At 70.5% G+C, this 23,909-nt stretch carries 19 protein-coding genes; 10 read left to right on the forward strand and 9 right to left on the reverse strand.

Annotated elements, in window-relative coordinates; translation table 11 throughout:
* The first annotated feature begins 61 nt into the window (after window positions 1-61).
* Together D7X30_RS13520 and D7X30_RS13525 are read left to right on the forward strand one after the other, a co-directional pair.
* Window positions 62-1,180, forward strand: coding sequence for a serine/threonine-protein kinase (locus tag D7X30_RS13520; protein WP_120563341.1), 1,119 nt, complete (start codon window positions 62-64; stop codon window positions 1,178-1,180).
* Window positions 1,177-2,118: an RluA family pseudouridine synthase gene (locus D7X30_RS13525; RefSeq protein WP_120563342.1), complete on the forward strand. Its 942-nt coding sequence runs from the start codon at window positions 1,177-1,179 to the stop codon at window positions 2,116-2,118. The genes D7X30_RS13520 and D7X30_RS13525 overlap by 4 nt, the downstream gene beginning before the upstream one ends.
* On the opposite strand, the gene D7X30_RS13530 is transcribed toward D7X30_RS13525, so the two are convergent.
* Window positions 2,115-2,528 carry a secondary thiamine-phosphate synthase enzyme YjbQ gene (locus D7X30_RS13530; protein ID WP_014398332.1) on the reverse strand — a complete coding sequence of 138 codons (414 nt, stop codon included), beginning with the start codon at window positions 2,526-2,528 and terminating at the stop codon, window positions 2,115-2,117. The genes D7X30_RS13525 and D7X30_RS13530 overlap by 4 nt on opposite strands.
* 41 nt (window positions 2,529-2,569) lie before the next feature.
* Between D7X30_RS13530 and D7X30_RS13535 the strand changes: the two genes are divergently transcribed.
* Complete coding sequence (locus D7X30_RS13535; protein WP_120563343.1) at window positions 2,570-3,775, forward strand: DNA polymerase IV; 1,206 nt, start codon at window positions 2,570-2,572, stop codon at window positions 3,773-3,775.
* Between the two features lie 233 nt (window positions 3,776-4,008).
* Here the strand turns inward: D7X30_RS13535 and pcnB are convergent, their stop codons facing one another.
* From pcnB to D7X30_RS13570, 7 genes are all read right to left on the reverse strand, one after another.
* Window positions 4,009-5,730: a polynucleotide adenylyltransferase PcnB gene (pcnB, locus tag D7X30_RS13540; RefSeq protein ID WP_120563344.1), complete on the reverse strand. Its 1,722-nt coding sequence runs from the start codon at window positions 5,728-5,730 to the stop codon at window positions 4,009-4,011.
* Window positions 5,731-6,102: 372 nt separating this feature from the next.
* Window positions 6,103-7,149, reverse strand: coding sequence for a phosphatase domain-containing protein (locus tag D7X30_RS13545; RefSeq protein ID WP_120563345.1), 1,047 nt, complete (start codon window positions 7,147-7,149; stop codon window positions 6,103-6,105).
* Complete coding sequence (plsX, locus tag D7X30_RS13550) at window positions 7,146-8,180, reverse strand: phosphate acyltransferase PlsX (protein ID WP_014398336.1); 1,035 nt, start codon at window positions 8,178-8,180, stop codon at window positions 7,146-7,148. The genes D7X30_RS13545 and plsX overlap by 4 nt, the downstream gene beginning before the upstream one ends.
* A gap of 10 nt (window positions 8,181-8,190) precedes the next feature.
* Window positions 8,191-9,504, reverse strand: coding sequence for an MFS transporter (locus D7X30_RS13555; RefSeq protein ID WP_120563346.1), 1,314 nt, complete (start codon window positions 9,502-9,504; stop codon window positions 8,191-8,193).
* A gap of 110 nt (window positions 9,505-9,614) precedes the next feature.
* Entirely contained in the window at window positions 9,615-11,666 is a 2,052-nt protein-coding gene (gene gltC, locus D7X30_RS13560) for an adventurous gliding motility protein GltC (RefSeq protein ID WP_120563347.1), read from the reverse strand.
* A gap of 5 nt (window positions 11,667-11,671) precedes the next feature.
* Window positions 11,672-12,568, reverse strand: coding sequence for an outer membrane beta-barrel domain-containing protein (locus tag D7X30_RS13565; RefSeq protein WP_120563348.1), 897 nt, complete (start codon window positions 12,566-12,568; stop codon window positions 11,672-11,674).
* Window positions 12,565-13,392 (reverse strand): outer membrane beta-barrel domain-containing protein, encoded by an 828-nt coding sequence (locus D7X30_RS13570; RefSeq protein ID WP_120563734.1) that lies wholly within the window; start codon window positions 13,390-13,392, stop codon window positions 12,565-12,567. Before D7X30_RS13570 ends, D7X30_RS13565 begins: the two co-directional genes overlap by 4 nt.
* 273 nt (window positions 13,393-13,665) lie before the next feature.
* On the opposite strand from D7X30_RS13570, the gene cglC reads away from it, so the two are divergent.
* From cglC to D7X30_RS13605, 7 genes are all read left to right on the forward strand, one after another.
* Window positions 13,666-14,172, forward strand: a complete 507-nt coding sequence (cglC, locus tag D7X30_RS13575) for an adventurous gliding motility lipoprotein CglC (RefSeq protein WP_120563349.1) — start codon at window positions 13,666-13,668, stop codon at window positions 14,170-14,172.
* A gap of 114 nt (window positions 14,173-14,286) precedes the next feature.
* Window positions 14,287-15,720: a VWA domain-containing protein gene (locus tag D7X30_RS13580; RefSeq protein WP_120563350.1), complete on the forward strand. Its 1,434-nt coding sequence runs from the start codon at window positions 14,287-14,289 to the stop codon at window positions 15,718-15,720.
* Between the two features lie 182 nt (window positions 15,721-15,902).
* On the forward strand, window positions 15,903-16,406 hold the full coding sequence (gene purE / locus D7X30_RS13585; protein WP_199724273.1) for a 5-(carboxyamino)imidazole ribonucleotide mutase: 504 nt from the start codon (window positions 15,903-15,905) through the stop codon (window positions 16,404-16,406).
* Window positions 16,403-17,545 carry a 5-(carboxyamino)imidazole ribonucleotide synthase gene (gene purK / locus D7X30_RS13590; protein WP_120563351.1) on the forward strand — a complete coding sequence of 381 codons (1,143 nt, stop codon included), beginning with the start codon at window positions 16,403-16,405 and terminating at the stop codon, window positions 17,543-17,545. Before purE ends, purK begins: the two co-directional genes overlap by 4 nt.
* Window positions 17,546-17,550: 5 nt before the next feature.
* Window positions 17,551-18,027, forward strand: a complete 477-nt coding sequence (ybaK, locus tag D7X30_RS13595) for a Cys-tRNA(Pro) deacylase (RefSeq protein WP_120548074.1) — start codon at window positions 17,551-17,553, stop codon at window positions 18,025-18,027.
* A 69-nt stretch (window positions 18,028-18,096) separates the two neighbouring features.
* Window positions 18,097-19,329 (forward strand): hypothetical protein, encoded by a 1,233-nt coding sequence (locus D7X30_RS13600; RefSeq protein WP_120563352.1) that lies wholly within the window; start codon window positions 18,097-18,099, stop codon window positions 19,327-19,329.
* Window positions 19,330-19,468: 139 nt separating this feature from the next.
* Window positions 19,469-21,247: a GGDEF domain-containing protein gene (locus D7X30_RS13605; RefSeq protein ID WP_121716772.1), complete on the forward strand. Its 1,779-nt coding sequence runs from the start codon at window positions 19,469-19,471 to the stop codon at window positions 21,245-21,247.
* A 982-nt stretch (window positions 21,248-22,229) separates the two neighbouring features.
* Here the strand turns inward: D7X30_RS13605 and D7X30_RS13610 are convergent.
* Window positions 22,230-23,891 (reverse strand): hypothetical protein, encoded by a 1,662-nt coding sequence (locus D7X30_RS13610; protein ID WP_120563353.1) that lies wholly within the window; start codon window positions 23,889-23,891, stop codon window positions 22,230-22,232.
* Window positions 23,892-23,909: the final 18 nt, after the last annotated feature.

Here is a 23,909-nt window from a genome sequence, read left to right on the forward strand (position 1 = left end):
TCACGCGCGCTGTCTGCGTGTTTGACCGTGACGTGACGTGGTCCGTAGGATCCGCGCTCCCATGCCTCCCAAGGCCATTGGTCCCTACCGCGTGCTGGAGACGCTCGGCAGTGGCGGGGCCGGGACCGTCTATCGGGCCCTGGACCGCCGCAGCAACGACGAGGTCGCGCTGAAGCTCCTGTCGACGGGTGGCCCGTCGCTGGACGACCGCGCGGCACGGAGACTCGCGCGCGAATTCGAGACGCTCGCGGACCTGGCCCACCCCAACGTGGTGAAGGTCTTCGAGGCCGGCGTCCACGCGGGCCAGCCGTACCTGGCCATGGAGCTCATCGAGGGGCTCACGCTGCGCCACTACCTGGACGTGAGCTTCAACGACCTGCACACGCCCACGCCCGCCAGCCGCTTCCCGCTCACCCTCCGCCGCACCGCGGATGACGACTTCGGCAGCGAGGACGGCCCGGACGACGACGCGGACGACGCCAGCGAGGACGACGGCACCTTCGACCTCAACGCCTTCGCGGAGGAGGCGCCCAGCGAGGACCTGGCCAGCTTCCACGGCGCCGGGGAAGACGACTCGGATTCGGACGGCATGCCCGTGGTGGATCCGCGCCGGGCCGCACCGCGCGCGCCGCCGTCCGCCGCCCACCCCGCCACGCCGAAGATGGCGGACCTCAACCGTCCGGAGCGCATGGGCAAGCTGAAGGACGCCATGCTCCAGGTGTGCGAGGCGCTGGCGTACATCCACGGCCACGGGCTGGTGCACCGCGACCTGAAGCCGTCCAACATCATGGTGGACGACGACCGGCAGGTGCGGCTGATGGACTTCGGCCTGGCCAAGTTCCTCGCGGACGACGCGGGCATCACCGCGGACGGCAAGCTGGTGGGCACCTACCGGTACATGGCCCCGGAGCAGATTCTCGGGGAGCCGCTGGATGGGCGCTCGGACCTGTACAGCCTGGGCGTCATCCTGTACGAGCTGATGAGCGGGCGTCCGCCGTTCGACGCGAAAACGCCGCACGAGCTGTGGCGTCAGGTGCTGGAGACGGAACCTCCGCCGCTGCTCGCGCTCAACCTGCATGGCGACCCGCAGCTGGCGCGGGTGGCCCATCGCCTCATCCGCAAGGAGCCGGACGACCGGTTCCAGACGGCCGAGGAAGTGTACGAGGCCCTCTCCGAGTGAGCACGACGACGACGCACACCCTCACCGTGGACGCCGCCAAGGCGGGCCAGCGGGTGGACCTGTTCGTGGGCGAGGCCCTGGGCCTGTCCCGCGCGCGCATGAAGCGCCTCTTCGAGGAGGGCCAGGTGCGCGTGGACGGCCGCCCCGCCAAGAAGGGCCTCCTCGTCACCGCCGGCCAGAAGGTCGCCGTGACGGTGGAGGAGGCCTCGCGCGAGGCCGTGCCCGACACGGACTTCCCGCTCGTCGTCCTGCACGAGGACCCTTCCCTGCTCTTCGTGGACAAGCCCGCCGGCCGCCCGTCGCACCCCTTGCAGCCGGGTGAGACGGGCACGGTGGCCAACGCCCTGGTGGCGCGCTACCCGGAGGTCGCGCAGGCGTCCCAGGACCCGCGCGAGGGCGGCCTGTGCCACCGGCTGGACGTGGAGACGTCCGGGGTGCTCGCGGCGGCCCGCACGCGCGAGGCCTGGACCACCGTGCGCGAGGCCTTCAGCAACCGCGCCGTGGACAAGCGCTACCTCGCCCTGGTGACGGGCCCGCTGGCGGACGAGGGCGAGGTGGAGGTGCCGCTGCGCCACCACCCGCGCCACCCGGACCGCGTGGAGCCCGCCCCCTACGGCGCCGAGGACGCCCGCGAAGCGCTGTCCCACTTCCGGGTGCTGGCCCGGTCCGGGGACTACAGCCTCGTGGAGGTCAAGATCCTCACCGGCGTGCTGCACCAGGTGCGCGCGCATCTGGCGGGAGTGGGCGCGCCGCTCGTGGGAGACGCGCTCTACGGGGGCCGCGAGGCGCCGGAGCTGGGGCGGTTCTTCCTGCACGCCTACTCGCTCACCGTGCCGCACCCGGTGACGAAAGAGCCCGTGAAGGTGGAGAGCCCGCTGCCGCCGGACCTGGCGGCGGAGCTGGGACGTCACGGGCTGCCCTGGCCCGTGGCCGGTTAGTCGCCCATCACCTTGACGATGACGCGCTTGCGGCGCTGGCCGTCGAACTCGGCGTAGAAGACCTGCTGCCAGGGGCCCAGGTCGAGCTTGCCGGCGGTGACGGGAATCAGCACCTGATGGTGGACGAGCATGGACTTCAGGTGCGCGTCGCCGTTGTCCTCGCCGGTGCGGTGGTGGCGGTAGTCGGGCCCGTGGGGCGCCAGGTGCTGGAGCCAGTCCCAGATGTCCTCGTGGAGGCCGGGCTCGTCGTCGTTGACGAAGACGCCCGCGGTGATGTGCATGGCGGACACCAGCACCATGCCCTCCTGGATGCCGCTCTTCTTCAGCAGGGCGGCCACGGTGTCCGTGAGGCGCACCAGCTCGCGCCGGGCCTTCGTCTCGAACCAGAGGTATTCGGTGAGGGTCTTCATGGCTCGCACTGTCAGAGGGGACCACTAGAGTGACTCACGCCATGCGAGCCATCCTCCACGTGGACATGGACGCCTTCTATGCGTCCGTCGAGCAGCGCGACAACCCGTCCCTCCGGGGCAAGCCGGTCATCGTTGGCGGGCATGCACAACGCGGCGTGGTGGTGGCCGCGTCGTATGAGGTGCGCCCCTTCGGCGTGCGCAGCGCCATGCCCATGGCGAGGGCGATGAAGCAGGCGCCGCACGCCATCGTGGTGAAGCCGCGCTTCTCCGCCTACGCGGAGGCCAGCGAGCAGGTGTTCGCCATCTTCGAGCGGTACACGCCGCTGATTGAACCCCTGTCGCTGGACGAGGCGTTCCTGGACGTCACGGCGTCGGTGGGGCTGTTCGGCGCGGCGGCGGACATCGCGAAGCGGATCCGCAAGGAGATCGCCCACGAGCTGAACCTGCCGGCGTCCGCGGGCATCGCCACGGCGAAGTTCGTGGCGAAGATCGCCTCGGACCTCGCCAAGCCCAACGGTCAGCGCGAGGTGCGCCCGGAGGAGACGGTGGCCTTCCTCGCCGGGCTGCCGGTGTCGCGCCTGTGGGGCGTGGGGCCCAAGACAGAAGAGGCGATGAAGCGCGCGGGGCTCGTCACCATTGGCGACGTGGCGACGAAGGACGCGGACTGGCTGGAGGAGCGCTTCGGCGCGTCCAGTGGCAAGCACCTGTGGGAGCTGTCACACGGCATCGACGCGCGGGACGTGGTGCCGGACCGGGCGGCCAAGAGCGTGGGCGCGGAGGACACCTTCGACGAGGACCTGACGGGCCCGGAGGCGCTCAAGCCGCACGTGCACGCGCAGGCCCTGCGGGTGGCCCGGCGGCTGCGGCGCGCGTCGCTGAAGGGGCGCGTGGTGCAGCTCAAGCTGAAGTTCGCGGACTTCACGCTCATCACCCGGCGCGTCACGCTGCGCGAGGCGACGGACGACGGGCAGGTCATCTACCGCGCGGCGCTGGAGCTGCTGGAGCGCGCGCACGAAGGCAAGGCGCTGCGCCTCACCGGCGTGAGCGTGCAGTTGGACGAGGACGAGCCACAGTTGGGGCTGTTCCCGGCGGCGGCGCCGAAGTCGTCGAAGCTGAACGAGGCGATGGACCGCATCGCGGCGCGCTTCGGCAGCAAGGCCATCACCATGGCGGACATCGCGGGAGCGGAGGCGTCGGATGACGACCAGCACCGCTCCGAGAAGCCCGTGGACAAGCCGAAGCGGTAGCGCCCTGGGACCCGGAAAGGGTCGAGGCTGCGAACGCGCCAGCCCGTTCACCGCACCCTCGCGGTGGGGGAAGCGGTAGCGCCCGCCGGATACGACCAGAGCCGGGACCGCGAGCGCGCCAGTCGTTTCGCTGCACCGTCGCGGTGGGGGAAGTGGTAGCGCCCTCGACGCAAAAAGGGCCAGAGCACCTGAGCGCTCCAGCCCTTTCGCTGCACCCGGCTGCTACGGGAGCGCTACCCCTCGCCCGCGTCGGAACCGGAGGAGGCGCCCGAGCCGCCACCCTCCCCGCTCCCGTTGCCGGAACGGCGGCGACGGCGGCGACGGCGCTTGCGGCGGGGGCCTTCCGCGTCCGCGCCACTGCTCGCTCCGGCGCGCGGCGGCGGCACCTCTCCGGCCTGCCAGGCCTCCAGCGCCTCGCGGCCCTCGCCCGTGGCCTCCACCGTCATCGCGTAGACGGCCAGCGCCTCGTTGAAGAGCGGGTGACGGCGGAAGGCGCCCGTCTTGCGGCGGCGCTCTCCGGACAGCGTGCGCTGCATCAGGAGCAGCATGCGGCAGCGCTCGGCGATGCGGCGCGGCAGCCGCGCGGACTCCACGAAGCCCGCCAGCAGGTCCTCGATGACGCGCGACACCGACGCGCGGCCCTCGTCCTGGGACTCCTCCACCGGCGGCTGCTCACGGCTGATGGGCACCAGCAACGCGGCCAGCAGGATGGCGTCGTCCAGCACCTCGCCCGCCGACACGCGCTTATCCAGCGCCTGCGCGAAGGCGTAGAAGGTCTTCTCCCCTTCCTTGCCGTTCTCACGCAGGTACTCGTCCACGGGCGGCAGGAGGATCTTCAGCGCGTCCAGCGCCGCCAGCAGCTTCAGCGCCGGGGCGGACACGCCGCCGCGGATGAGCCGGAACGTCTCCTCCAGGAGGCGCGCGGGCGCGCAGCGCGGCAGGTCCTCCACCGCGCCCTCCATCGCCGCGTACGTGCGCGACTCGATGTCCAGGTCCAGCTTCGCCGCGAAGCGCACCGCGCGCAGGATGCGCACCGGATCCTCGCGCATGCGGATTTCGGGGTCGCCAATCGTCCGGATGAAGCGCTCATCCAGGTCGCGCCGGCCGCGCACGTAGTCGATGACCCGGCCTTCGCTCGCGTCGTAGAACAGGCCGTTGATGGTGAAGTCGCGGCGGCGCGCGTCCTGCTGCGCGGTGCCAAAGACGTTGTCGTGCGTGATGAGGAGGTCCTCGCCGCTCTGCCCCTCCTCCGCCCCCGCCGCGCCAGCCGCCGGCTCCAGCTCCGTGGGGTTGGCGCGGAAGGTGGACACCTCCACGATCTTCCCGCCCTTGAAGTAGACGTGCGCCAGCCGGAAGCGCCTGCCGATGAGCCGGCAGTTGCGGAAGATGGCGCGCACCTCGCCCGGGTGGGCGCTGGTGGCCACGTCGAAGTCCTTGGGCTTCTTGCCCAGCAGCAGGTCGCGCACGCAGCCACCCACCAGGTACGCCTGGTGGCCGTGCTGGTGCAGCCGCAGCACCACCTTGAGCGCGTCCGGATCCATCTCGTCCGGGTCGATTTCCGCGGGCTCGCCCGTGCGGGTGGTGGTGGGCGCCTGCAACTCCGGCTCGTTCGCGGCGGGCTCCAGCTCCGGCTCCAGGATGACGGCCTCGGGCTCCTCGGCTTCGTCACCCGCCTCGGCGGCGGCCTGCGCGTCCTCCGCCTCCGCGGCCTTCAGGGCCTCGGTGGCGGCCAGGATTTCGTCGCTGACCTCCGGGCCGGCGTCCTCGGAGTCGTCATCATCGTCGAACCCGTCGTCCTCCGCGGCGTCCGCGGCGAAGGGGGGCTCGGCGGGGGCCGGGGTGGCCCGGGAAGGGGTTTCGTGTTCGCTGGGGTGCTCGGCGGAGTCCGCGGGCACCTGGGCCTCGGTGCGCTCGGTGCGCTCCTCGGAGTCCGTCAGGTCCAGGGGGGAAGACATGGAAAGAACCTCGCGCGCGGACCCGGATGCCGTGTCCGCTGCCGCCTCGAAGGAGGCCTCTCCGCGCGCGTCGTCTCCGGGCGCGGCTGGCAGCGTTCCGCCATGGGGCGGGGGATGGGTCGGGTCTCGCGTCATTCGCCTCGTAAGGGCAGCCGTCTAGCACGCATCCTCCCACCCATGGGGGTCGCGCTTAAGGACATTCTTCAGGGACGTCGGGGGTTCGCATGGGCCCCCCTGCCCGCCCTCCGTGCGCCCGCTGCCCAGGGGAAAGGCGCTACTCCTGGGTAACACCCAGACCCCAGGCGACGCCGGGTCCGGGCCGCAGGAGGGGCCCCAGGGCAGGCAGGCAGCCGAGCTCAACGGCCCGGCGCTTCAGGTGGGTGGCTTCAGGGTGCGCCCCTTATGGGTCCGGGGCAGCGCGTGGGAGATGAGCGACACGTAGTCCACCGCCTGCACGCGTGGTGGGGGGGGCTGCGTGCCCAGCGCGGCCAGGCGCTTGCTGAACGCGGCCAGGATGTCCGGCATGGGGCGCATGGCCTTGAGCAGCGCGTTGGGCCCCTCCATCGCCTGGGACAGCGCGATGGCCGCCTGCTGCAGCGGAAGTCCGCGCCTGAGCAGGTCCTGGAACGAGTTCGACAGCGTGATGATGTTGTGCCCCGCCGTCTGCACCATCTCCACGGCGATTTTCAGCACCTGCGGCGCCGTGAGGTGGCCGTCCGCCAGCAGCACCAGCGCCGCCTGGAAGTAGTTGAAGATGGGCACCACGCGCGGGCCGTAGGGCGTGAAGTGCGCGGGCGGCGTCAGCCTGTCCAGGTGGATGAAGATGCGCCGCACGGGGTCCGCGATGGGAATCTTCTTCCACGCCTCGTGCACCCGCGCGGCGTCGTCCGGGTACACCCCGCCCGCCTCCAGCACCTGGGCCAGCACGCGCTCGTCCACCCGGCCCGCGATGAGGTCCGCGTAGAGCGAATAGATGAACGCGTCCGCCTCCGCGTCGTCGCCGAAGAGCACCTCTTCCGCTTCCACCGGCGCGTTGACGCGGCTCTCCAGGATGGCGGGCAGCTTGTAGCCCACCTGTCCGCGCAGGGCCCGGAAGCGCCCGCGCAGCAGGTTGCCCACGTTGTCCTTGAGGACGAACTCGTCCCACTGGATGCCGTCCAGCTTGAGCTTCTCCTCCAGCACCGCGCGCATCTGCTTGGGGCTGCCGGACACGATGCACAGCCGCGAGTCCCCCTGCTCCGCCAGCTCGCGGATGAGCGCGGACGCGCCCGGGATGGCGACCTTCTCATGGGCCTTCTGGAACGCCGTGCGGAACAGGTCGCGCAGCGACTCGAAGTCCGTCTGGAGGTACGTCTTGTCCAGGTCCCACCGGTAGATGCGGCGCGGGGGGCGCGGGTCGATGCGGTCCGGCAGGCTCACTTCGCCAGGCCCTCCTGGATGGCGGTGCCCAGCTCGTTCGCCACCGCCTTCGCGGCCACCTTGCCCGCGTTCGCGATGGCGCGCGCCTTGGAGCGGCCGTGCGCCTTGATGAAGATGCGGTCGAACCCCAGGATGGGCGCGCCGCCGTACTGCTCCCAGTCCGTGATGTCCTTCAGCCGCTCGATGCCGGAGGACAGCATGGCCAGGCCCGCGCGCCAGCGCAGGCTCTCCTTGTAGGCGTACTGGGCCAGCTCCATCACCGTGTCGTGCACGCCCTCCAGCATCTTCAGGCACACGTTGCCCACGAAGCCGTCCGTGACGATGACGTCCACCGTGCCGCGCGGAATGTCGATGCCCTCCACGTTCCCCGTGAAGTTGAGCCCCGCCATCTGCGACAGCCGCTGGTGCGCCTCCACCACGCGCGGCGGGCCCTTCTGCGGCTCGACGCCGTTGGACAGGAGCGCCACCTTGGGCCGCTCGTTGCGGGAGATGATGCGCGCGTAGGCGCTTCCCATGACGGCGAACGCCACCAGGTCCTCCGCGGTGGCCTCCACCGTGGCGCCCACGTCGAGGATGAGGCTGAACGGGTCCTGCTTCGCGCCTCGCACGCCCCGCGTGGGGTACACCGTGGCCAGGGCCGCGCGGCGCACGCCGGGAATCAGCTGGAAGTGGCGCTTGCACGCGAGCACGCCCGCGCCCGTGTTGCCCGCGGAGACGAGCGCATGCGCTTCCCCCTCCGCCACCAGCCGGGCGGCCACCGCCACGGAGGACTCGGGCTTGCGCGCCAGCGCCTCGCCGGGCTTCTCGTCCATGCCCACGTAGTCACCCGCGTGGTGCACGGAGATGCGCTCCCCGTTGTGCTTGATGCCCGCCAGGGCCTCGTCGATGACCGGCCGGTCCCCCACGAGCAGCGCGTGGATGTGCGGAGACTCCAGCGAAAGCTGGGCGGCGCCTCGCACCACCTCCGCCGGGCCGTGATCGCTCCCCATCACGTCGAACGCGATGGTGATGTGCTGCGGCTTGCCCACCATGGTCCCCATCCTATGAGCTTTGCTCCGCGCCTGCTCCCGACATTCGCACCTGTGTCACCAGCGACAGTGCCAAAAGTCCACCCAGCGCCACCAGCACCGCGCCCGTCCCATAGGGGGCCGTCGGGCCCAGTCGGGTGAAGAGCAGGCCGCCCAGCGCGGGCCCGATGATGCGGCCCATGGACCCGGACGCCTGATAGGCCCCCAGCACCGCCCCCTGCCGCTCCATGGGCGCGTGCAGGGACACCAGCGCGGACAGGCACGGTGTCACCAGCGCGGAGCCCACCGCCAACAGGCCCATCACGGGGAAAAGCCACCCGTACGACGGCGCCACGGGCAGCAGGGCCAGCCCCACCGCCGTCAGCCCGAAGCCCACCGCGGCCACCGGGGCCTCCCGCCCTCCCCTGCCCCCCGGGGCACCTGCCGCCCCATGACCTGATGCGCCATGGCTGGCCGCCACCAGCCGGCGCATCAGCCCGCCCTGCACCAGCGCGGACAGCACGCCCACCACCGCGAAGAGCGCCCCGGAGCGCAGGCTCGCCTCCTTCAGGACGGCCGCGTCCGGGTGCACCGCGTGCACCAGCCACCCGCCCTCCAGCGGCACCGGCCCGGAGGAGAGGAAGCGCGTCAGCAGGTACACGGAGAAGGTGCCCTCCATCTGCGCGAAGGCCACCGTGTAGAGCAGCACCAGCACCACGCACCGGCCCACGACGGGCAGCGTCAACGCGGCGGCGGCGCCCCGCATGTTGCGCGTCGTGGCGGACGGCGAGTCCGCCCTGCGCGTCTCCGGCAGGAAGAACCAGGTGTTGATGAGGTTCAGCGCGGACAGCCCCGCCGCGAACAGGCCGATGGCCAGGTTGCCGCCCCACGCCCCCAGCACGCCGCCCAGCGCGGGCCCCAGCACGAAGCCCAGGCCGAACGCCGCGCCGATGATGCCCATGCCCCGCGCGCGCTCATGCGGCTTGGTGATGTCCGCCACCACCGCCTGCGCCGTGGACACGTTGCCACCGGACACCCCGTCGATGACGCGGGACAGGAACAGCAGGGGCAGCGTGTGCGCGAAGGCGAACAGCACGTAGCCCACCAGGGAGCCCACCTGGGAGATGAGCAGCACCGGCCGCCGGCCGAACCGGTCCGACAGCCGCCCCATGATGGGCGCCGCCACCAGCTGCATCAGCGAGTACACCGCGACGAGCAGCCCCACCGTGAAGGGGGAAGCGCCAAAGCGCACGCCGTACACGCCCAGCTGCGGAATCAGGATGCCGAACCCGATGAGGTCCAGGACGGCGATGCCGAACACCACCCGCAGCGACGCCTCCCGAGCCAACTTCGCACTCCCTCGTCCCGCGAGGGACCGTTGGAAAAGACAAGACCGCCGGAGCGCGCGTACGGGGCGCTCCGGCGGCCGGGAAGAATCCCACTCTCAGCGCGAGGCGTCTACATCGCCTCGGCGGACTGGATTTGACGGTTGGCCGAGTCGCGCTCGATGCAGCCCTTGGTCATCGTGTACTGGTACGTGCCCAGCTCATCACGCCAGTACTCGCCCTCGTAGGGCCAGTAGAGCTGATCGTCCGCCACCGCCACGGAGAACTTGTACTTCTTGACGATGGCCGTGCGGCCGCCCGCCTTGAGCTGCTCCTCCAGGAACTCCTTCTCCTTGGTGGTCGTCTCGAACTTGATGCGCAGGCCGTTGGCCAGCAGCAGCTTGAGCGCGCCCAACTCCGTCTCCAGCTTGCCCTTGGCCATGATGCCGGCCTTGGAGATGAGGCTGGTGCGCTGGACCTTGAGCTCCTCCAGCAGCTGCTTGGTCAGCTCCGAGTACTTGAACGTGTCGCCCTTGTTGGAGAACAGGTCCATCTCACCCTCGAGCTCCAGGATGGAGTCGTTGGTCTTCTTCAGGTCCTGATCCGTGAGGGCCAGCCGCAGGATGCGCTCCAGGATGACGTCCGTGCCGTTCTTCTCCAGGCCCTCCTTGTTCTTCTTCTGCACGTCCGCGAGCACCGTGTAGTACTCGGAGGCATCCATGTTCTTCTTCACGAGCCCGTCCAGCTCGTCGTGCACGGGCAGGTAGGTGCGCTCGAAGTCCTGGAGGATGAGGTTGGACTCCCGGTAGCGGCAGTTCTCGTAATAGATGACCGCCTTGAGGATGAGCGCCTCCGGGAAGTACTCCTCGCGGAAGAAGGGCGACGACAGGGTGATGAGGTTGCCCAGCGCCTGCTCGTACTGGCCGATGCGGTAGTTGGCCCAGGAGGACTCGAAGAGGGCCTCCAGCCACTGCGTGTTCCCGCGCTCCACCTTGTTCAAGTAGAAGATGGAGAAGCGGTTCTGCTGCATGCCGTAGTGCGTACGGGCCAGCTGCATGAAGGCCAGCTCGCGCAGCGACTTGTCCAGCTTCGCCTGCTCGCCGGTGCGGCCCGCCATGGGACGGGTGAGGCGCACCACTTCCTTCATCGCCTCCACGGACGCCATGACGTCCGTGTTGCCGCGCTTGGCCGCCGCGTCCTTGTGGTTCGTGCCGTTGCGGAAGAAGGCCAGGCCCTCCAGGTACTTCGCGCGCGGGTAGAACACGTCCGTGCGCGGGATGGTCAGCGCCAGGCGCTTCACTTCTTCAAAGGACTTGTCCGCGTTCTCCGTCTGGCCCACCTGGTCCAGCGCGCGGCCACGCACGAAGTGGTAGCGCGCCAGCAGGTAGCGGAACTCGTTCCGGAACTTCTCCGGGAACTCGTAGTTCGCGTACCGGGCGATCTCATCCAGGATGACCGTCTCGTTCTGCGTCTTGCGGCTGATGAAGAACAGCCACTCCAGGCTCGTCTTGAAGAACTTCGTGGACGGGCCCGCGGCGAGGATCTTGGAGAACTCGCCCAGCGACGAGTGGTACAGCCCCATGCGGTAGAGCGACTTGGCGAGCACGTAGCGCGCTTCCACGTGCAGGCCCTGGAGCTTGGGGTCCCCCAACAGCTCGTGGGACGCCATCGCGGCCTTCTCGTACTCGTCGTTCTTGAACAGGCTGACGGCCGCGTCCAGGCGCTGGCGGTCCGCCGTCTTGCCGGACACGTCCACCGCGTCGAACGTCATGGTGGGCGCGGGCGGCTTGTCGTTGTCACCCGTGAGGTCCAGGCCCAGGCCGGGGCTGCCCTGCGCGGCCGGCTTCGCGGACGGCGTGGGCTTCGCGGCGGGCGCGGCCGGAGTGGCCGTCGGCGCGGGCGTCGTCGTCACCGCTGCGGGCGGCGTGGCGGGGTTGCCCACGGGCGCGCTGGTGGCGGTGGAGGACTCGTCCGCGTCCTCGGCCTCGGCCGGGGTGGCCGCCTTGCCCTTGCCGCGCTTGGCGGAAGTCTTCTTCTTCGAGGAAGCCTTCGAAGAGGCCCCCTTCTTCTTCTTCTTCGACTGGCCAGCCAGGTCCAGTCCTTCGAAGGACTGGGCCAGCGTGGGGGCCGTGTACGCGAGCGTGAGCCCGAGGACGGCGAGGCGGAGGAACCGGTGGGTGCGCATGAGTCTCAGGAACCGGAGGGGAAGAAGAAGGACAGGCCCAGCTCGAACAGGATCTGGTTGCGGAGGTAGCTGGGCGTGGGCTCCCGGCCCTTCTCCACGTAGATGATGTCGCGCAGCTCCGTGCGCAGCGTCATCCACCGGTTGAAGAAGAAGCGCAGGCCGACGCCCACGTTGCCGCCGCCCGTGAGGTACGACTTGCTGCCCGCGACGGGCGTGTTGTCCGCGAGCGGCTCCGCCGGGCCCTTGTACTGGACGACGGACGCGCCCACGACGCCGTACATGTCGAAGTGGACGAACTTCTCCGCCAGCAGCGACAGCTTGCCGTAGATGGGCGCCCACTGGACGTCCACGCCGCCCATGAGGGTCATCTGGCCGGGCGCATACCCGTCCAGCTCCTCCCGGGTCGGCGGGCTGCAGCCGCGGGTGTCACCGCCCTCGCCCGGCGTGAAGGTGCATTTCTGCGCGGAGCCCGCCACGGAGTTCAGCGCGTAGCCGCCGCGCAGGCCCACGCCCAGCGTCTCCGTGGGGAAGTAGGTGACGGTGCCGCCAAAGAGGTACTTCTTGAAGAACGCGTCGCGGATGGTGATGGACGCGGACGGGCTCACCTCGAAGCGGCCCTTCTTGAGGAACATGTGGCCGGACACCGGCCGGATGCGCTCGCGAAGGGGCCCCAGGGCGTCCTTGTCCACCTCGGACACGTCGCCGGCCTCCTCCTCTTGAGAGGTGTTGGGCGGGTTGGAGTTGGCCGCGGTCTTCGGGGCCGGGGCCGCCGGAGCCGCCGGGGCCGGCGCGGGCGTGGCCGGCGCGGCGGCGGCCGGAGCGGGCGCGGGGGCCTGGTCGGCGGCGGCGAGCGTGGGCACGCCCGCGCACAGGGTCAGGAGCAGACGGAAGGCGGGCTTCATTCGGACTCCCTCCCCGTCGACTTGAGGGGCAGGAAGATGGAGATGCCCGCGTTGAGGGTCATGACGTTCTGGAGGGCGCCCTTGCTGCTGCCCAGGGGCTGGTCCACGTAGGAGGTGTTGATCAGGGCCACGTTGACGGCCAAGTAGTCCTTGGTGACGAAGCGCATGCCCAGGCCCAGGTCGAAGGCAGGGTTGAGGCCGCGGTCGGGCAGCGCGGAGGTCTCCGTCCTCACCACGCCCATGCCGCCCAGCAGGTAGCCGTCGAAGTGGAGGATGGAGTTGAGGAAGGACACCTTGCCGTAGAGCGGCGCCCACTCCAGGTCGCCCATGGCGGACCAGTTCGGCACGGAGTTGTAGATCTTGCTGTTGAAGGTGCGCTTCGCCGTGCGGACGTCATCCGACGGGATGACCTGGATGAGCGAGCCACGCGCCGAGATGGCCAGCGTGTCCGACAGGTACCAGGCCGCGCGCAGCGAGCCGCCGAACTTCGAATAGAACGGGTCGTTCACGGAGAGGCTCACGAACGGTGAGATCTCCAGGCGGTTCTTCTTCAGGTAGACCTTGCGCTGAACGCTCTTCACCCGGTCGTCCTGGGTGATGTCCGTGAGCGGCATCAGCGCTTCGATCGGGATGTCCTTCGCCGGGGTGGCGGCTGGCGGCGACGCGGGACGGGCTTCCTCGTCCGGCGGCGGCGCGGGGTTCTCTTCGGGTGGCTTGGCCTGGGCGTCCTCGGTCAGATCGAGGCCCATGCCTGGCTGGTTCTGGGCGGGGGCCAGCGCGGGCCACATCAGGCTCAGCGCAAGCAGCAGCGTGGGGCGGTTCAAGTCCGGGCGCTCCGTGGGGGGAGGGAACGTACTGCCACCGGAAGGCAGCATGACATCAGCCACTCCATCCTATCGGCCGTATTCCCAACCATCAACCAGCAGAATGCGCCTGCCTCCTCTGTATTCCTCCCGTATCCCTTCACAATTCCACTGTGCTCACGCCCCGCGGGTCAGGGGTTGGCGCGAAGAAGCGGTGTGCTACCGTTCGCGGGTTCCGGGCGTCGTCCTCCCCCCATGCGCGCCCTGCTTCCATCCTTCCTAGAGGTCCCAAAGATGTTCGTGCGAACCGCGCTCTTCCTGTCCGCCGCCCTGATGCTGGGAGGCTGCGACGTCACCACCGAGCTGGGCAAGCCGTGCCAACTGGTGCGCAGGGCCACGGCCGAGGAGCAGGAGAAACAGGGCCGCAAGTTCATGGAGATCCAGGAGAAGGACATCGCCGTGGATCAGGACTTCATCTCCTTTGGTTCGCTGGACTGCGAGGACCTCATCTGCGTCCGCGACGACCTGAGCCCCCGCAGCGACACCCCGGAGGCGTTCGCCCTGGGCTACTGCAGCAAGGAGTGCGTGCAGGGCACCACGACGGGCTGCGAGATCACCCGCACCGTGGGCGACGTGCCGGAGGGCCTCAAGGAGCGCATGACGTGCCGTCCCCTGCTCCTGGACCAGGACACGCTGGACGCCATCAAGGTCGCCGACGAGAGCTTCTACCGGCGCACCTTCGGGGAGAACAACTCGCCCTACTTCTGCGCGGGCGCCGTGCCGGACGCCCAGGGCAACTGAAGTCCGGGCTGAACAGCCCACTGAACAGTCGCCTCGCGCGAAAGGGTTAGACCTTTTCGCGCACCCCGTTCGTAAAGGCAGGGCCCGCGTTTCAAACGCCTTTGGAGCCCTGCCATGAATCGTACGGTCCTGTTCCTCGCCCTGGCTGGTGGCCTTGCCCTCACCGCGCTGGTGCTGGGCATGCCCCGCGGGGGCGGCCTCCCGCCCACGCCGCACGTCGTCGTGGCGCCGCCCACGCCCCCCCAGCCCGTCCCGCCGCCGGGGCCGCGCGCATCCACGGGCAGCCTCCAGGTCACGAGCCGGCTGTCGCACCCGTACGTGCCCGTGGGCCCTTCCGAGACATACGTGACGGTGGACCTCACCGGCGCGGAGGTGCCCGGGGCCAAGCGCAGCCCGGTGAACCTGGCGGTGGTCATCGACCGGTCCGGGTCCATGAGCGGCTACAAGCTCCAGCAGGCGAAGCAGGCCGCGCGGCACCTGGTGACGCTGCTGCGCGACGAGGACCGGCTGGCCATCGTGCACTACGGCAGCGACGTGAAGAGCCTGCCGTCCCTGCCGGCCACTTCTGGCAACCGCGAGCGGATGGTCCAGTTCATCGACGGCATCTGGGATGACGGCGGCACCAACATCAGCGCGGGCCTGTCCGTGGGCCGCACGCAGCTGGCGTCCGCCATGGGCGGGGCGGCCACGGTGAACCGCCTCATCCTGATGAGCGACGGCCAGCCCACCGAAGGGGTGTCCGACGAGGAGGGGCTGAAGAACGTGGTGAGGGAGATCCGCGCCTCCGGCATCACGGTGAGCTCCATTGGCGTGGGCACGGACTTCAACGAGGACCTGATGCAGGCCTTCGCGGAGTACGGCGCCGGCGCGTACGGCTTCCTGGAGGACGCGAGCAAGCTGTCCACCCTCTTCCAGCGCGACCTGCAGCAGGCCACCACCGCGGTGGCGCGCAACGTGGAGCTGTCCTTCGAACTGCCCCCGGGCACGACGCTGGGCGAGGTGCTGGGCTACCGCGCGCACCAGGCCGGCAACACCGTGCGCGTGGCGCTGCCGGACTTCTCCGCGGGCCAGGTGGAGCGCGTGGTGGCGAGGCTGCACGTGACGGGCACCGCGCCGGGCCAGTCCGTGCAGGTGGCGGGGCTGAAGGTCGCGTACACGGACCTGCTGGTGCAGAAGAACGTGGAGGACCAGTCCACGCTGGCCGCGGTGGCCACCAACATTCAGGAGGAGGTCGTCCAGCGCCAGGACAAGGAGGCCACGGTGTACGCGGCCCGGGCCCGCAGCGCGCAGAACCTCCAGAAGGCCGCGGAGGCCATGAGCCAGGGCAAGAAGGCGGAAGCGAAGGGCTACCTCTCCCAGAACCAGGCCCTCTTCATGGAGGCGGGCACGGTGGCGGGCGCGGCGGCGGTGGCGGCGGATCAGGCCGAGCAGGCCCGCGCGATGCAGGAATACGACGACGCGGAGTCCGAGGAGGCCCAGAAGGCCGCCGTGAAGAACAGCAAGGTGAAGGCGCTCAAGAGCTTCGGGCGCATGGGTTCGACGTACTGAGCCCCCTGAGGCGCAGGCCTTGAAGGCCCGGGGCGTGCAAGGGGGCATCGCCCGCCCCCCTGCCCGCCCGCCATCGCGACGTCACATCTTCGCGGTTGACCTCCGGAATCGCGTGGCCCTATCTCCGCGTTCTTCCAGGCTTCACCCCCTGGAAGCAGGGCGCACTGGAGGCGCGGACAAGCATGGCGGCGAGCGCGAGCACCCCGTGGGTCGGGGTCATCATGGGCGGCAGAAGCGACCTTGAGCACCTGCAACCGGCGATCGACATCCTCGCCGAGCTGCGCATCCCGCACGAGGTGCGCATCGTGTCCGCGCACCGCACGCCGGACTGGATGATGGAGTACGCGTCCAGCGCGGAAGGCCGCGGGCTGTCCGTCATCATCGCCGCGGCGGGCGGCGCGGCGCACCTGCCCGGCATGGTGTCCAGCAAGACGCTCCTGCCGGTGCTGGGCGTGCCCATGCCCACCACGGTGCTGTCCGGCTTCGACGCGCTGCTCTCCATCGTGCAGATGCCCAAGGGCGTCCCGGTGGGCACGCAGGCCATTGGCAAGCCGGGGGCCGCCAACGCGGCGCTGCACGCGGCGGCCATCCTGGCGCTGAAGTACCCGGAGCTGCGCGAGCGGCTGGCCGCCTGGCGCAAGGCCCGCACGGATGAGGTGCTGGCGCAGCGCGAGGTGGCGGGATGAGCGGCCCCATGGTGCTGCCGGGCGGGACGCTGGGCATCCTGGGCGGCGGCCAGCTGGGGCGCATGATGGCGCTCGCGGCGCGCACGCTGGGCTACCAGGTGCAGGCGTTGGATCCGGACTCGGCGTGCCCGTCCCGCTCGGTGGTGGACCGCTGCCTCACCGCGTCCTTCTCCGACACGACGGCGGCCGAGGACCTGGCGCGCCAGTGCGACGTGGTGACGCTGGAGATCGAGAAGGTGTCGCTGTCCACGCTCAACGCGGTGTCGCGTCACGCGCCCATGCGGCCCGGCGCCTCCGTGCTGGAGGTGGTGCAGCACCGCGGCCGGCAGAAGGGCTGGCTCGCGAAGGGCGGCTTCCCGCTGGGCCCGTGGCGCGAGGCCAACTCGGAGGCGGAGCTGTCCGCGGCCATCACCGCGCTGGGTGGCAAGTGCTTCATCAAGTCCAGCGAGGGTGGCTATGACGGGCGCGGCCAGTACGAGGTGACGGCTGCCTCCGAGGCGGGCGCCGCATGGAAGGAACTGGGTGAGCGCTCCGTGGTGGTGGAGGCCGCGCTGGACCTGAAGGCGGAGCTGTCCGTGCTGGTGGCGCGAGGGCCGGATGGGCAGCTCGCGGTGTACCCGCCCGCGTTCAACCACCACGAGGAGCGCATCCTCGCGTGGTCGCTGTTGCCGGGTCCGCTGCCCCAGGCCGTGCTGACGCAGGCGTCGCAGGTGGCGCGCGACATCACCGCCGGGCTGAAGGTGGAGGGGCTCCTGGTGGTGGAGATGTTCCTGCTGGGTGACGGGTCGCTGCTCGTCAACGAGGTGGCGCCCCGGCCGCACAACAGCTTCCACTCGACGGAAGTGGCGTGCCTGACGAGCCAGTTCGAGCAGGCCGTGCGCGCGGTGTGCAACCTGCCCCTGGGCTCCGTGGAGGTGGTGCGCCCCGCGGCCATCGTGAACCTGCTGGGCGACCTGTGGCTCCAGGAGGGTGGGCCCAGGTTCGCGCAGGCGCTGGCGATGCCCGGCGTCCGGCTGCACCTGTACGGCAAGCGCGACGCGCGCAAGGGGCGCAAGATGGGCCACCTGTCCGCGGTGGGAAGCACGCCCGAGGACGCGCTCCAGCGCGTGAAGGCCGCCGCCACGGCCCTGGGGATGTAACGCCCATGAAGACGAACGCCGCCCGGCTCCTGGACTCGCTCGGCATCGCGTACACGCTGCGCGACTACGACGTGGATCCGGACGACCTGTCCGCGGAGACGGTGGCCGCCAAGGTGGGCATGCCCGCGGAGCAGGTCTTCAAGACGCTGGTGGCCAAGGGCGACCGCACCGGCGTGTTGATGGCGGTGGTGCCCGGCAACGCGGAGCTGGATTTGAAGGCCCTGGCGCGGCTGTCTGGCGACCGCAAGGTGGACACCGTCCCCCTCAAGGAATTGCAGCCGCTCACCGGCTACATCCGGGGCGGCGTCACCGCGTTGGGGGGCAAGAAGGACTACCCCGTCTTCGTGGATGAGACGCTGGAGCTGTTCGACGCGGTCGCCGTGTCGGCCGGGGTGCGCGGGACGCAGATCGTCCTCGCCCCGGCGGACTACCTCCGCGTGACGAAGGGCAAGCCGGGACCCATTTCGCGTCCGAAGGCGTAGACCCTTTTCACGAGCCGCGCGTTCGAAGGGACATTCCCGGCCCGTGGGGGCCGTTCCCGGGGTGTCCCGATGAATGCCGCCGTGTTGCAATTCCACCACCGCGAAGCCTTCGAGCACACCGTCACGCGCGCGCTGGCGGCAGGCGCCGGAGCGGGGCTGGTGCAGTGGCTGTCCTTCCGCGTGGGCATGCCGATGCCGCTGACGTGGCTGGTGCCCGCGGCGGTGGTGCTGGCGTGCGCGCGAGGCGACCGGTGGGACCGGGGACTCTTGAGTGGCCTGGGCTTGCTGCTCGTCGCGCTGCCCTATGGGCTGGGCCTGTCGCCCGCGTGGACCGTGGCCACGAGTGGCGCGGCCGCGGGCGCGCTGCTGGTGCGCTCCCGCCTCAACGACCTGGGCGAGGAGGGGCAGGTCGCGGAGGCCCGCCCCACGCTCGTGCACTACGGTCTGGGCGCCGTGTTGGGAGCGGGGCTCACGCTGGCGGGCGGCGTGGTGGCGAACATCCTGTCGGTGCGGCTGGCGTCCGTGGCCACGCCCACGCTGCTGGCGGCGGCGGTGGTGGGCGGCATCGTGGGGCTCTTCGTGGGGCTGGGCGCCATCGCCGCGCACCTGGGGCTGACGGCGGATCCGGTGGAGGCGCGCGCGGAGGAGCTGCTTCCCCAGCTCTCCGGTGACTTCCACACGCTGTCCGAACGCGCGCTGTCCCTCTACCGTCAATGCGGCCAGTCCCTGGCGAAGCTGCCCCGCGAGCCCGCGCGCGAGGAACTGGCCCGCACGCTGGCGCGAATCACCCGGGGCGCGGTGGAGCTGGCGTCCGAGTGGGCCGGCGTGGAGGCGCAGCTGGAGGAGCGCGCCGCCGCGGAGTTGCAGGCGGAGCGCGAAAGCCTGGAGCGCAGCGCTCGCGCGAGCACGGACGTGGTGGCGCGCCGGCAGCTGGAGGCCGCGGCGGCGTCGCTGGCGGAGGAGGTGGAGCGGCTGGGAGACATGCGTCAGCGGCGCGAGCGCATCCTCGCGAGGCTGCGCGCGGAGGTGGCCCTACTGGAGCGTGCGCGCGTGGCGTTGCTGTCCCTGCGCAGCGGTCAGGCCCAGCTGAAGGCGGCGGAGCTGGCCTCGCTGGCCCGCCGGTTCCGCGCCCTCTCGACCGCTCAGGGAGAGGAGGGCCAGGCGATGGACGCGGTCGCTGCCCAGGTCACGCTGACCCAGGTGGCGGCGGCGAACGTGGCCCCGGTGATCCCGGTGGATCCGTCACCAGCAGAATCCGAGGGCGCCAAGGTGCCGGAAATCCAGCGGATTCAGGGGGAATAGGACCTGGGGAGGCTGACGGGGCCCTCCCGCCCCGGGCCCTGGGGGACGCCCTTGGCAAGCGTCCGTTTTCGATGTTGGCCCTGCCGAGTGGTCGGGGGGGACTGAAGCTTGCGCCAGAGCGCGGTACATTTCGGGAGCCATGAGCCTGCCCTCCCCCAGCAAGCCCGCACCACCACCGCCCTGGCTCTGGAACGGTGACGAGCCGAGGGTCGCCACCGTCTTCCAGCCCATCGTCGATCTGCTCAGCGGCGAGGTCCTCGGCCACGAGGTGTTGTCGCGAGGCCTGGGCCCGGTGGAGTCCCCCAACGAGTTGTTCAACCGCGCGCGGGTGGAGGGCTTCACCTACGAGTTGGAGCGCGCGTGCTGGACCGCGGCGGTGCGCCGCATCGCCACGCTGCCGGAGGCGCAGCGGCGTGGTCCGTTCTTCTTCAACGTCAGTCCGGACGTGCTGAGCGACGAGCGATTCGGCGGCGCGTCCACGCTGGAGCTGCTGCGTCAGCACGGCTTGAGTCCCCAGCAGCTGGTGCTGGAGATCACCGAGCGCAGCACGTTCGAGGATACGGAGCAGCTTCGCATGCTCGCGCGGCGGTACGCGGAGCAGGGCTTCGGCATCGCGCTGGACGACTTTGGCGCGGGGCACTCGGGCCTGGTGACGCTGGTGCACAGCGCGCCGGACTTCATCAAGTTGGATCAGGCGCTGGTGCGAGACATCCACCTGCACACGTACCGGCAGCACCTGGTGAAGTCGCTGGTGGCGTTCGCGCAGCGCGTGGACGCGGTGCTCATCGCCGAAGGAGTAGAGACGTGGAACGAGCTGGCCGTGCTGCTGCGCCTGGGCATCCGGCACGCGCAGGGCTATCTGCTGGCGCGGCCCGTGAGCTCGCCGCAGCGGCCGGGAGCGGACTTCGCGGAGCGTTGCCGCGAGGCCATCCGAGCCCTGCACCACCGCGAGCACGAGGATGACGAGACGGTGGGCAGCATGATCATCCGCCCGCCGTGCGCGCCGGTGACTGCGCAGGCGGTGGAGCTGGACCGGCTCTTCCGCCGCACGCCGGGCGAGGACCACGTCGTGCTGCTGGACGGCGAGCAGCCGCACGCGGTGGTGACGCGGCGAAGCTTCTACGCGCGCTTCGGGGGAACCGCCGCCAGCACGGAGTCCGCGCTTCCGGACGAGCCGCGCGAGGCGCCGATGGTGGTGGAGGACGCGACGGCCATCACGGCGCTGGCGCGCATGGCGATGCGCCGTCCGCCCGAGTCCGTCTACGACCCGGTGGTGGTGACGGACGCGAAGGGCCACTTCCTGGGCACGGTGACGATGAAGCAGCTCATCGCGCGGGCCTCGGACCTGGAGCAGCACGCGGCGACGGGCGCGCATCCGCTCACGGATCTGCCCGGCAGCCGGATGATCGAACGGTGGATCCGCGCCGCGCTCCAGGGCAGCGCGTTCACGGTCATCTACGCGGACCTGGATCACTTCGAGGCGTACAACGACCGCTACGGGTTCCTCCAGGGCGACCGGGTGATCCGCTACACGGCGAGCGTGCTCTCGGAGTGTCTGCACCTGCTGCCGGAAGGCTCGAACCTGGGCCACGTGGGCGGCGACGACTTCGTGCTCGTGTGTCCGGACGCGGTGGCGCCGGAGGTGTTGCGCACGCTCTGCCAGCGCTTCGACGCGGAGAAGGTCCCGCTCTACGGTCCGGAGGACCTGCGGCGCGGGGGCTTCACGGCCAAGGACGCGGCGGGCAACACGGTGCCGGTGACGCTGAGCCTCGCGGCGGTGGACCACCAGGGGTTGTCCGCCAACCCCCACCCGGCGGAGCTGTCCGCCGTCGCCGCGGCCCTACGCAAGCGCGTGAAGGCCGTCTCCGCGCAGACGCACACCAGCACGTTCCTGTTCCAGCCCGGCGCGGTGAAGTAGCCGGACCACGCCTCACTTAGCGGGTGAGGCGAGGCCCTCCATCCGAGCCCGCCGAGACGGCACTGCGCGGCACGCCCACGGGAATGCCCCCTGCCCGCCGGGACTCCCCGCCGCGGCACCCAGCACGAACCTGTCCGACTGTCCGACAGGTTGGGAGCACCGGCGCTGGGCCCGCCGCCCCATCCGGGCGGAGGAAAACCTGTCCGACAGGTTGAGCGAACCGCGGATGGGGGGGCCCTGCGCCACCCGGGCGGCGGAAACCTGTCCGACTGCCCGACTGGTTGGGCGAACCGCGGATGGGGGGGCCCCGCGCCACCCGGGCGTCGGAAACCTGTCCGACTGTCCGACAAGTTTGGGATGCCCCGTGGCGGAGGGTCTTCCGGTTCGTCCGAGCAGCGCAAACCTGTCCGACGGTCCAACAAGTTTCCGCAAGCCATCGCCGGGGGCCCTCCCCTCCGCTTGAGCAGCGGAAACCGGTCTGACTGTCCGACAGGTTTGGAGGCCCTGTCGCGAGGAGGCCATCCGGTCCATCCGGGCAGCGGAAACCGGTCCGACTGTCCGACAGGTTTGGAGGCCCTGTCACGAGGGGGCCATCCGGTCCATCCGGGCAGCGGAAACCGGTCCGACTGTCCGACAGGTTTGGAGGCCTGTGGCGAGAGGGCCTTCCGGCCCATCCGCGCAGCAAGACCTGTCCGACTGTCCGACAGGTTGGATGAACCGGAGCTGGGGGCCTCGCGCCACCCGTGCGGCTGAAACCTGTCCGACTGTCCGACAGGTTTCGGCAAGCCATGGCCGGGGGCCCTCCCCCTCTTTTCGACCGGCGGGAACTTGTCCGACTGTCCGACAGGTTTTGCCGCGTCCGGCGGAAGGGGGACACCCTGAATGGCCGGGGGCGCAGGTACTCGCCGTTCTTGGACGCGGTGCGGCGGTTCGCCAGCGAGACCCTATGCAGCGCGACAGACCGTTTCGCGAGCGCCGCGCCCTACTCCCAGGCCAGGTGCAGCCGTCCGTCGGTGTAGAGGCGACCCGTAGCCTCCAGTTCGGTGGAGCCGTTCTCCACGGCGCGGTGCACGTTCGCGGGCGGCGCCAGCAGCGTGTCCCGTCCCAACGCGAACGCCTGCTCCCGCACCAGCCCCAGGTAGGCCTTGTTGAGCTGGAGCGCCCGCTCCCGTGACGGCGTCACCAACCACGCGAGGTCGCGATCCCCTCCTGGTGCCGCGCGCCTGACCGCTGGCAGGTCCAGCACTCCGTTCGGGAAGAAGCGCGCGAGCAGCTCTTCGTTTGCACGGAACTCATCGCCGCCCTGCACTCGCTCGAAGTACGTCGCGGTCTCCGGCGCGGTGTGCCCTGCCTGCGGCACGTCCGGCAGGCCTCGCAGGTCCTGGGTCCGCCAGCCGTCACGCCCTGGCACCTTGCGTGGAAACGCGAAGGTCTGATCCACCGTCACGCCCAGGTTCGTGTGGCAGCCCATGCAGTACACGTGTTCCTCCAGCGTCTGGAGCCGCAGCCGTCCCTTCGCGTCCTCGATGAAGCCCTGCAGGCGCCAGCCGAACTCGTTGATCAGCCCCAGCTCCGGTGTGCCGGGAAACGCGGGCATACGGCCGCGCACCTTCTTCTCCTGCTCCTCCGCGTAGAAGTTCCGCACGCGGTCGTCCGCGGGTTCCTCGTCCTTGCGCGAATAGCGCAGCTCCTTCATCCGCGTGGACAGCAGCGCGGGCGCGTCCGGATCCACGTAGCGCACCGTGTGCAGGAACTCCGTGCCCTTCGGATACGTGTACCGCCGCACCCGCACGTCCGCGGCGCTGCCCGCGTAATGCGCCGGCAATCCGTACACTCGCTCCACGCTCGGGGACAGGACGCCGTCACCGTCCAGGTCCATGCCTCCCACGCGCTCGTCCACCGGCTCCACGCGGCGGCTCGCGCCCTTCACATCCAGGAGGCCCGGGGCCACCGTCATCGCGGCCTCCAGCACCGCGAGGTTGAAGCGATACAGCTCTCGCGACGGCTGCCCGCGCGCATCCTTCCGGAAGGCTTCTGGAAGCCGGACGTAGACGTCGTCCGTGCTGCCGTTGGTGGGCCAGAACGTGCCCAGGAACGGTTTGTAGCGCACGGCCCGCCAGCCGCTGCCGTCCCTCGCGAAGCCCTCCGCGTCGAAGCCCCGCGTCAGGTCCAGATCCGGCACCCAGCCCTTGTAGCCTCCCGCGCGCCCCAGGAGCGCGGCGCGCAGCGGCGTGTAGTTGTCCTCGCGGATGTACTTGAGCACCTCGTCATCGGTGATGGACGCCATCGCGCGCGTCCGGTCCGTGAAGAGGTTCGTCCAGTGGTTCGTCAGGCCCACGTCGCTGAAGGCGTACTCCGCCTGCAGCGAGTCGTCCGCCATCACGTTGTTTCCGACGCCGCCCGTGTGACACGTCCAGCATGGGTTCGAGACCCCGGCAGTCATCGTGTAACACATGGACGGAACCGGGGCCTCGCGGTTGGCCACGTGGCTCCCCGCCGCCAGGGCCTGCTCGAACGGATCAAATGGCGGCTCCACCTCGGCGGGCGTGCGCAGACGCCACACGCCCGCCGCCGCGGCGAAGGCCCCCAACGTCAGGACGATGAAGACGGGGCCTCGCACCCCATCGAGCACGGATGAACGCATGCGCCAGGCTCCGTCTTC

The sequence above is a fragment of the Corallococcus sp. AB011P genome, assembly GCF_003611605.1.
Classification (GTDB): Bacteria; Myxococcota; Myxococcia; order Myxococcales; family Myxococcaceae; genus Corallococcus; species Corallococcus coralloides.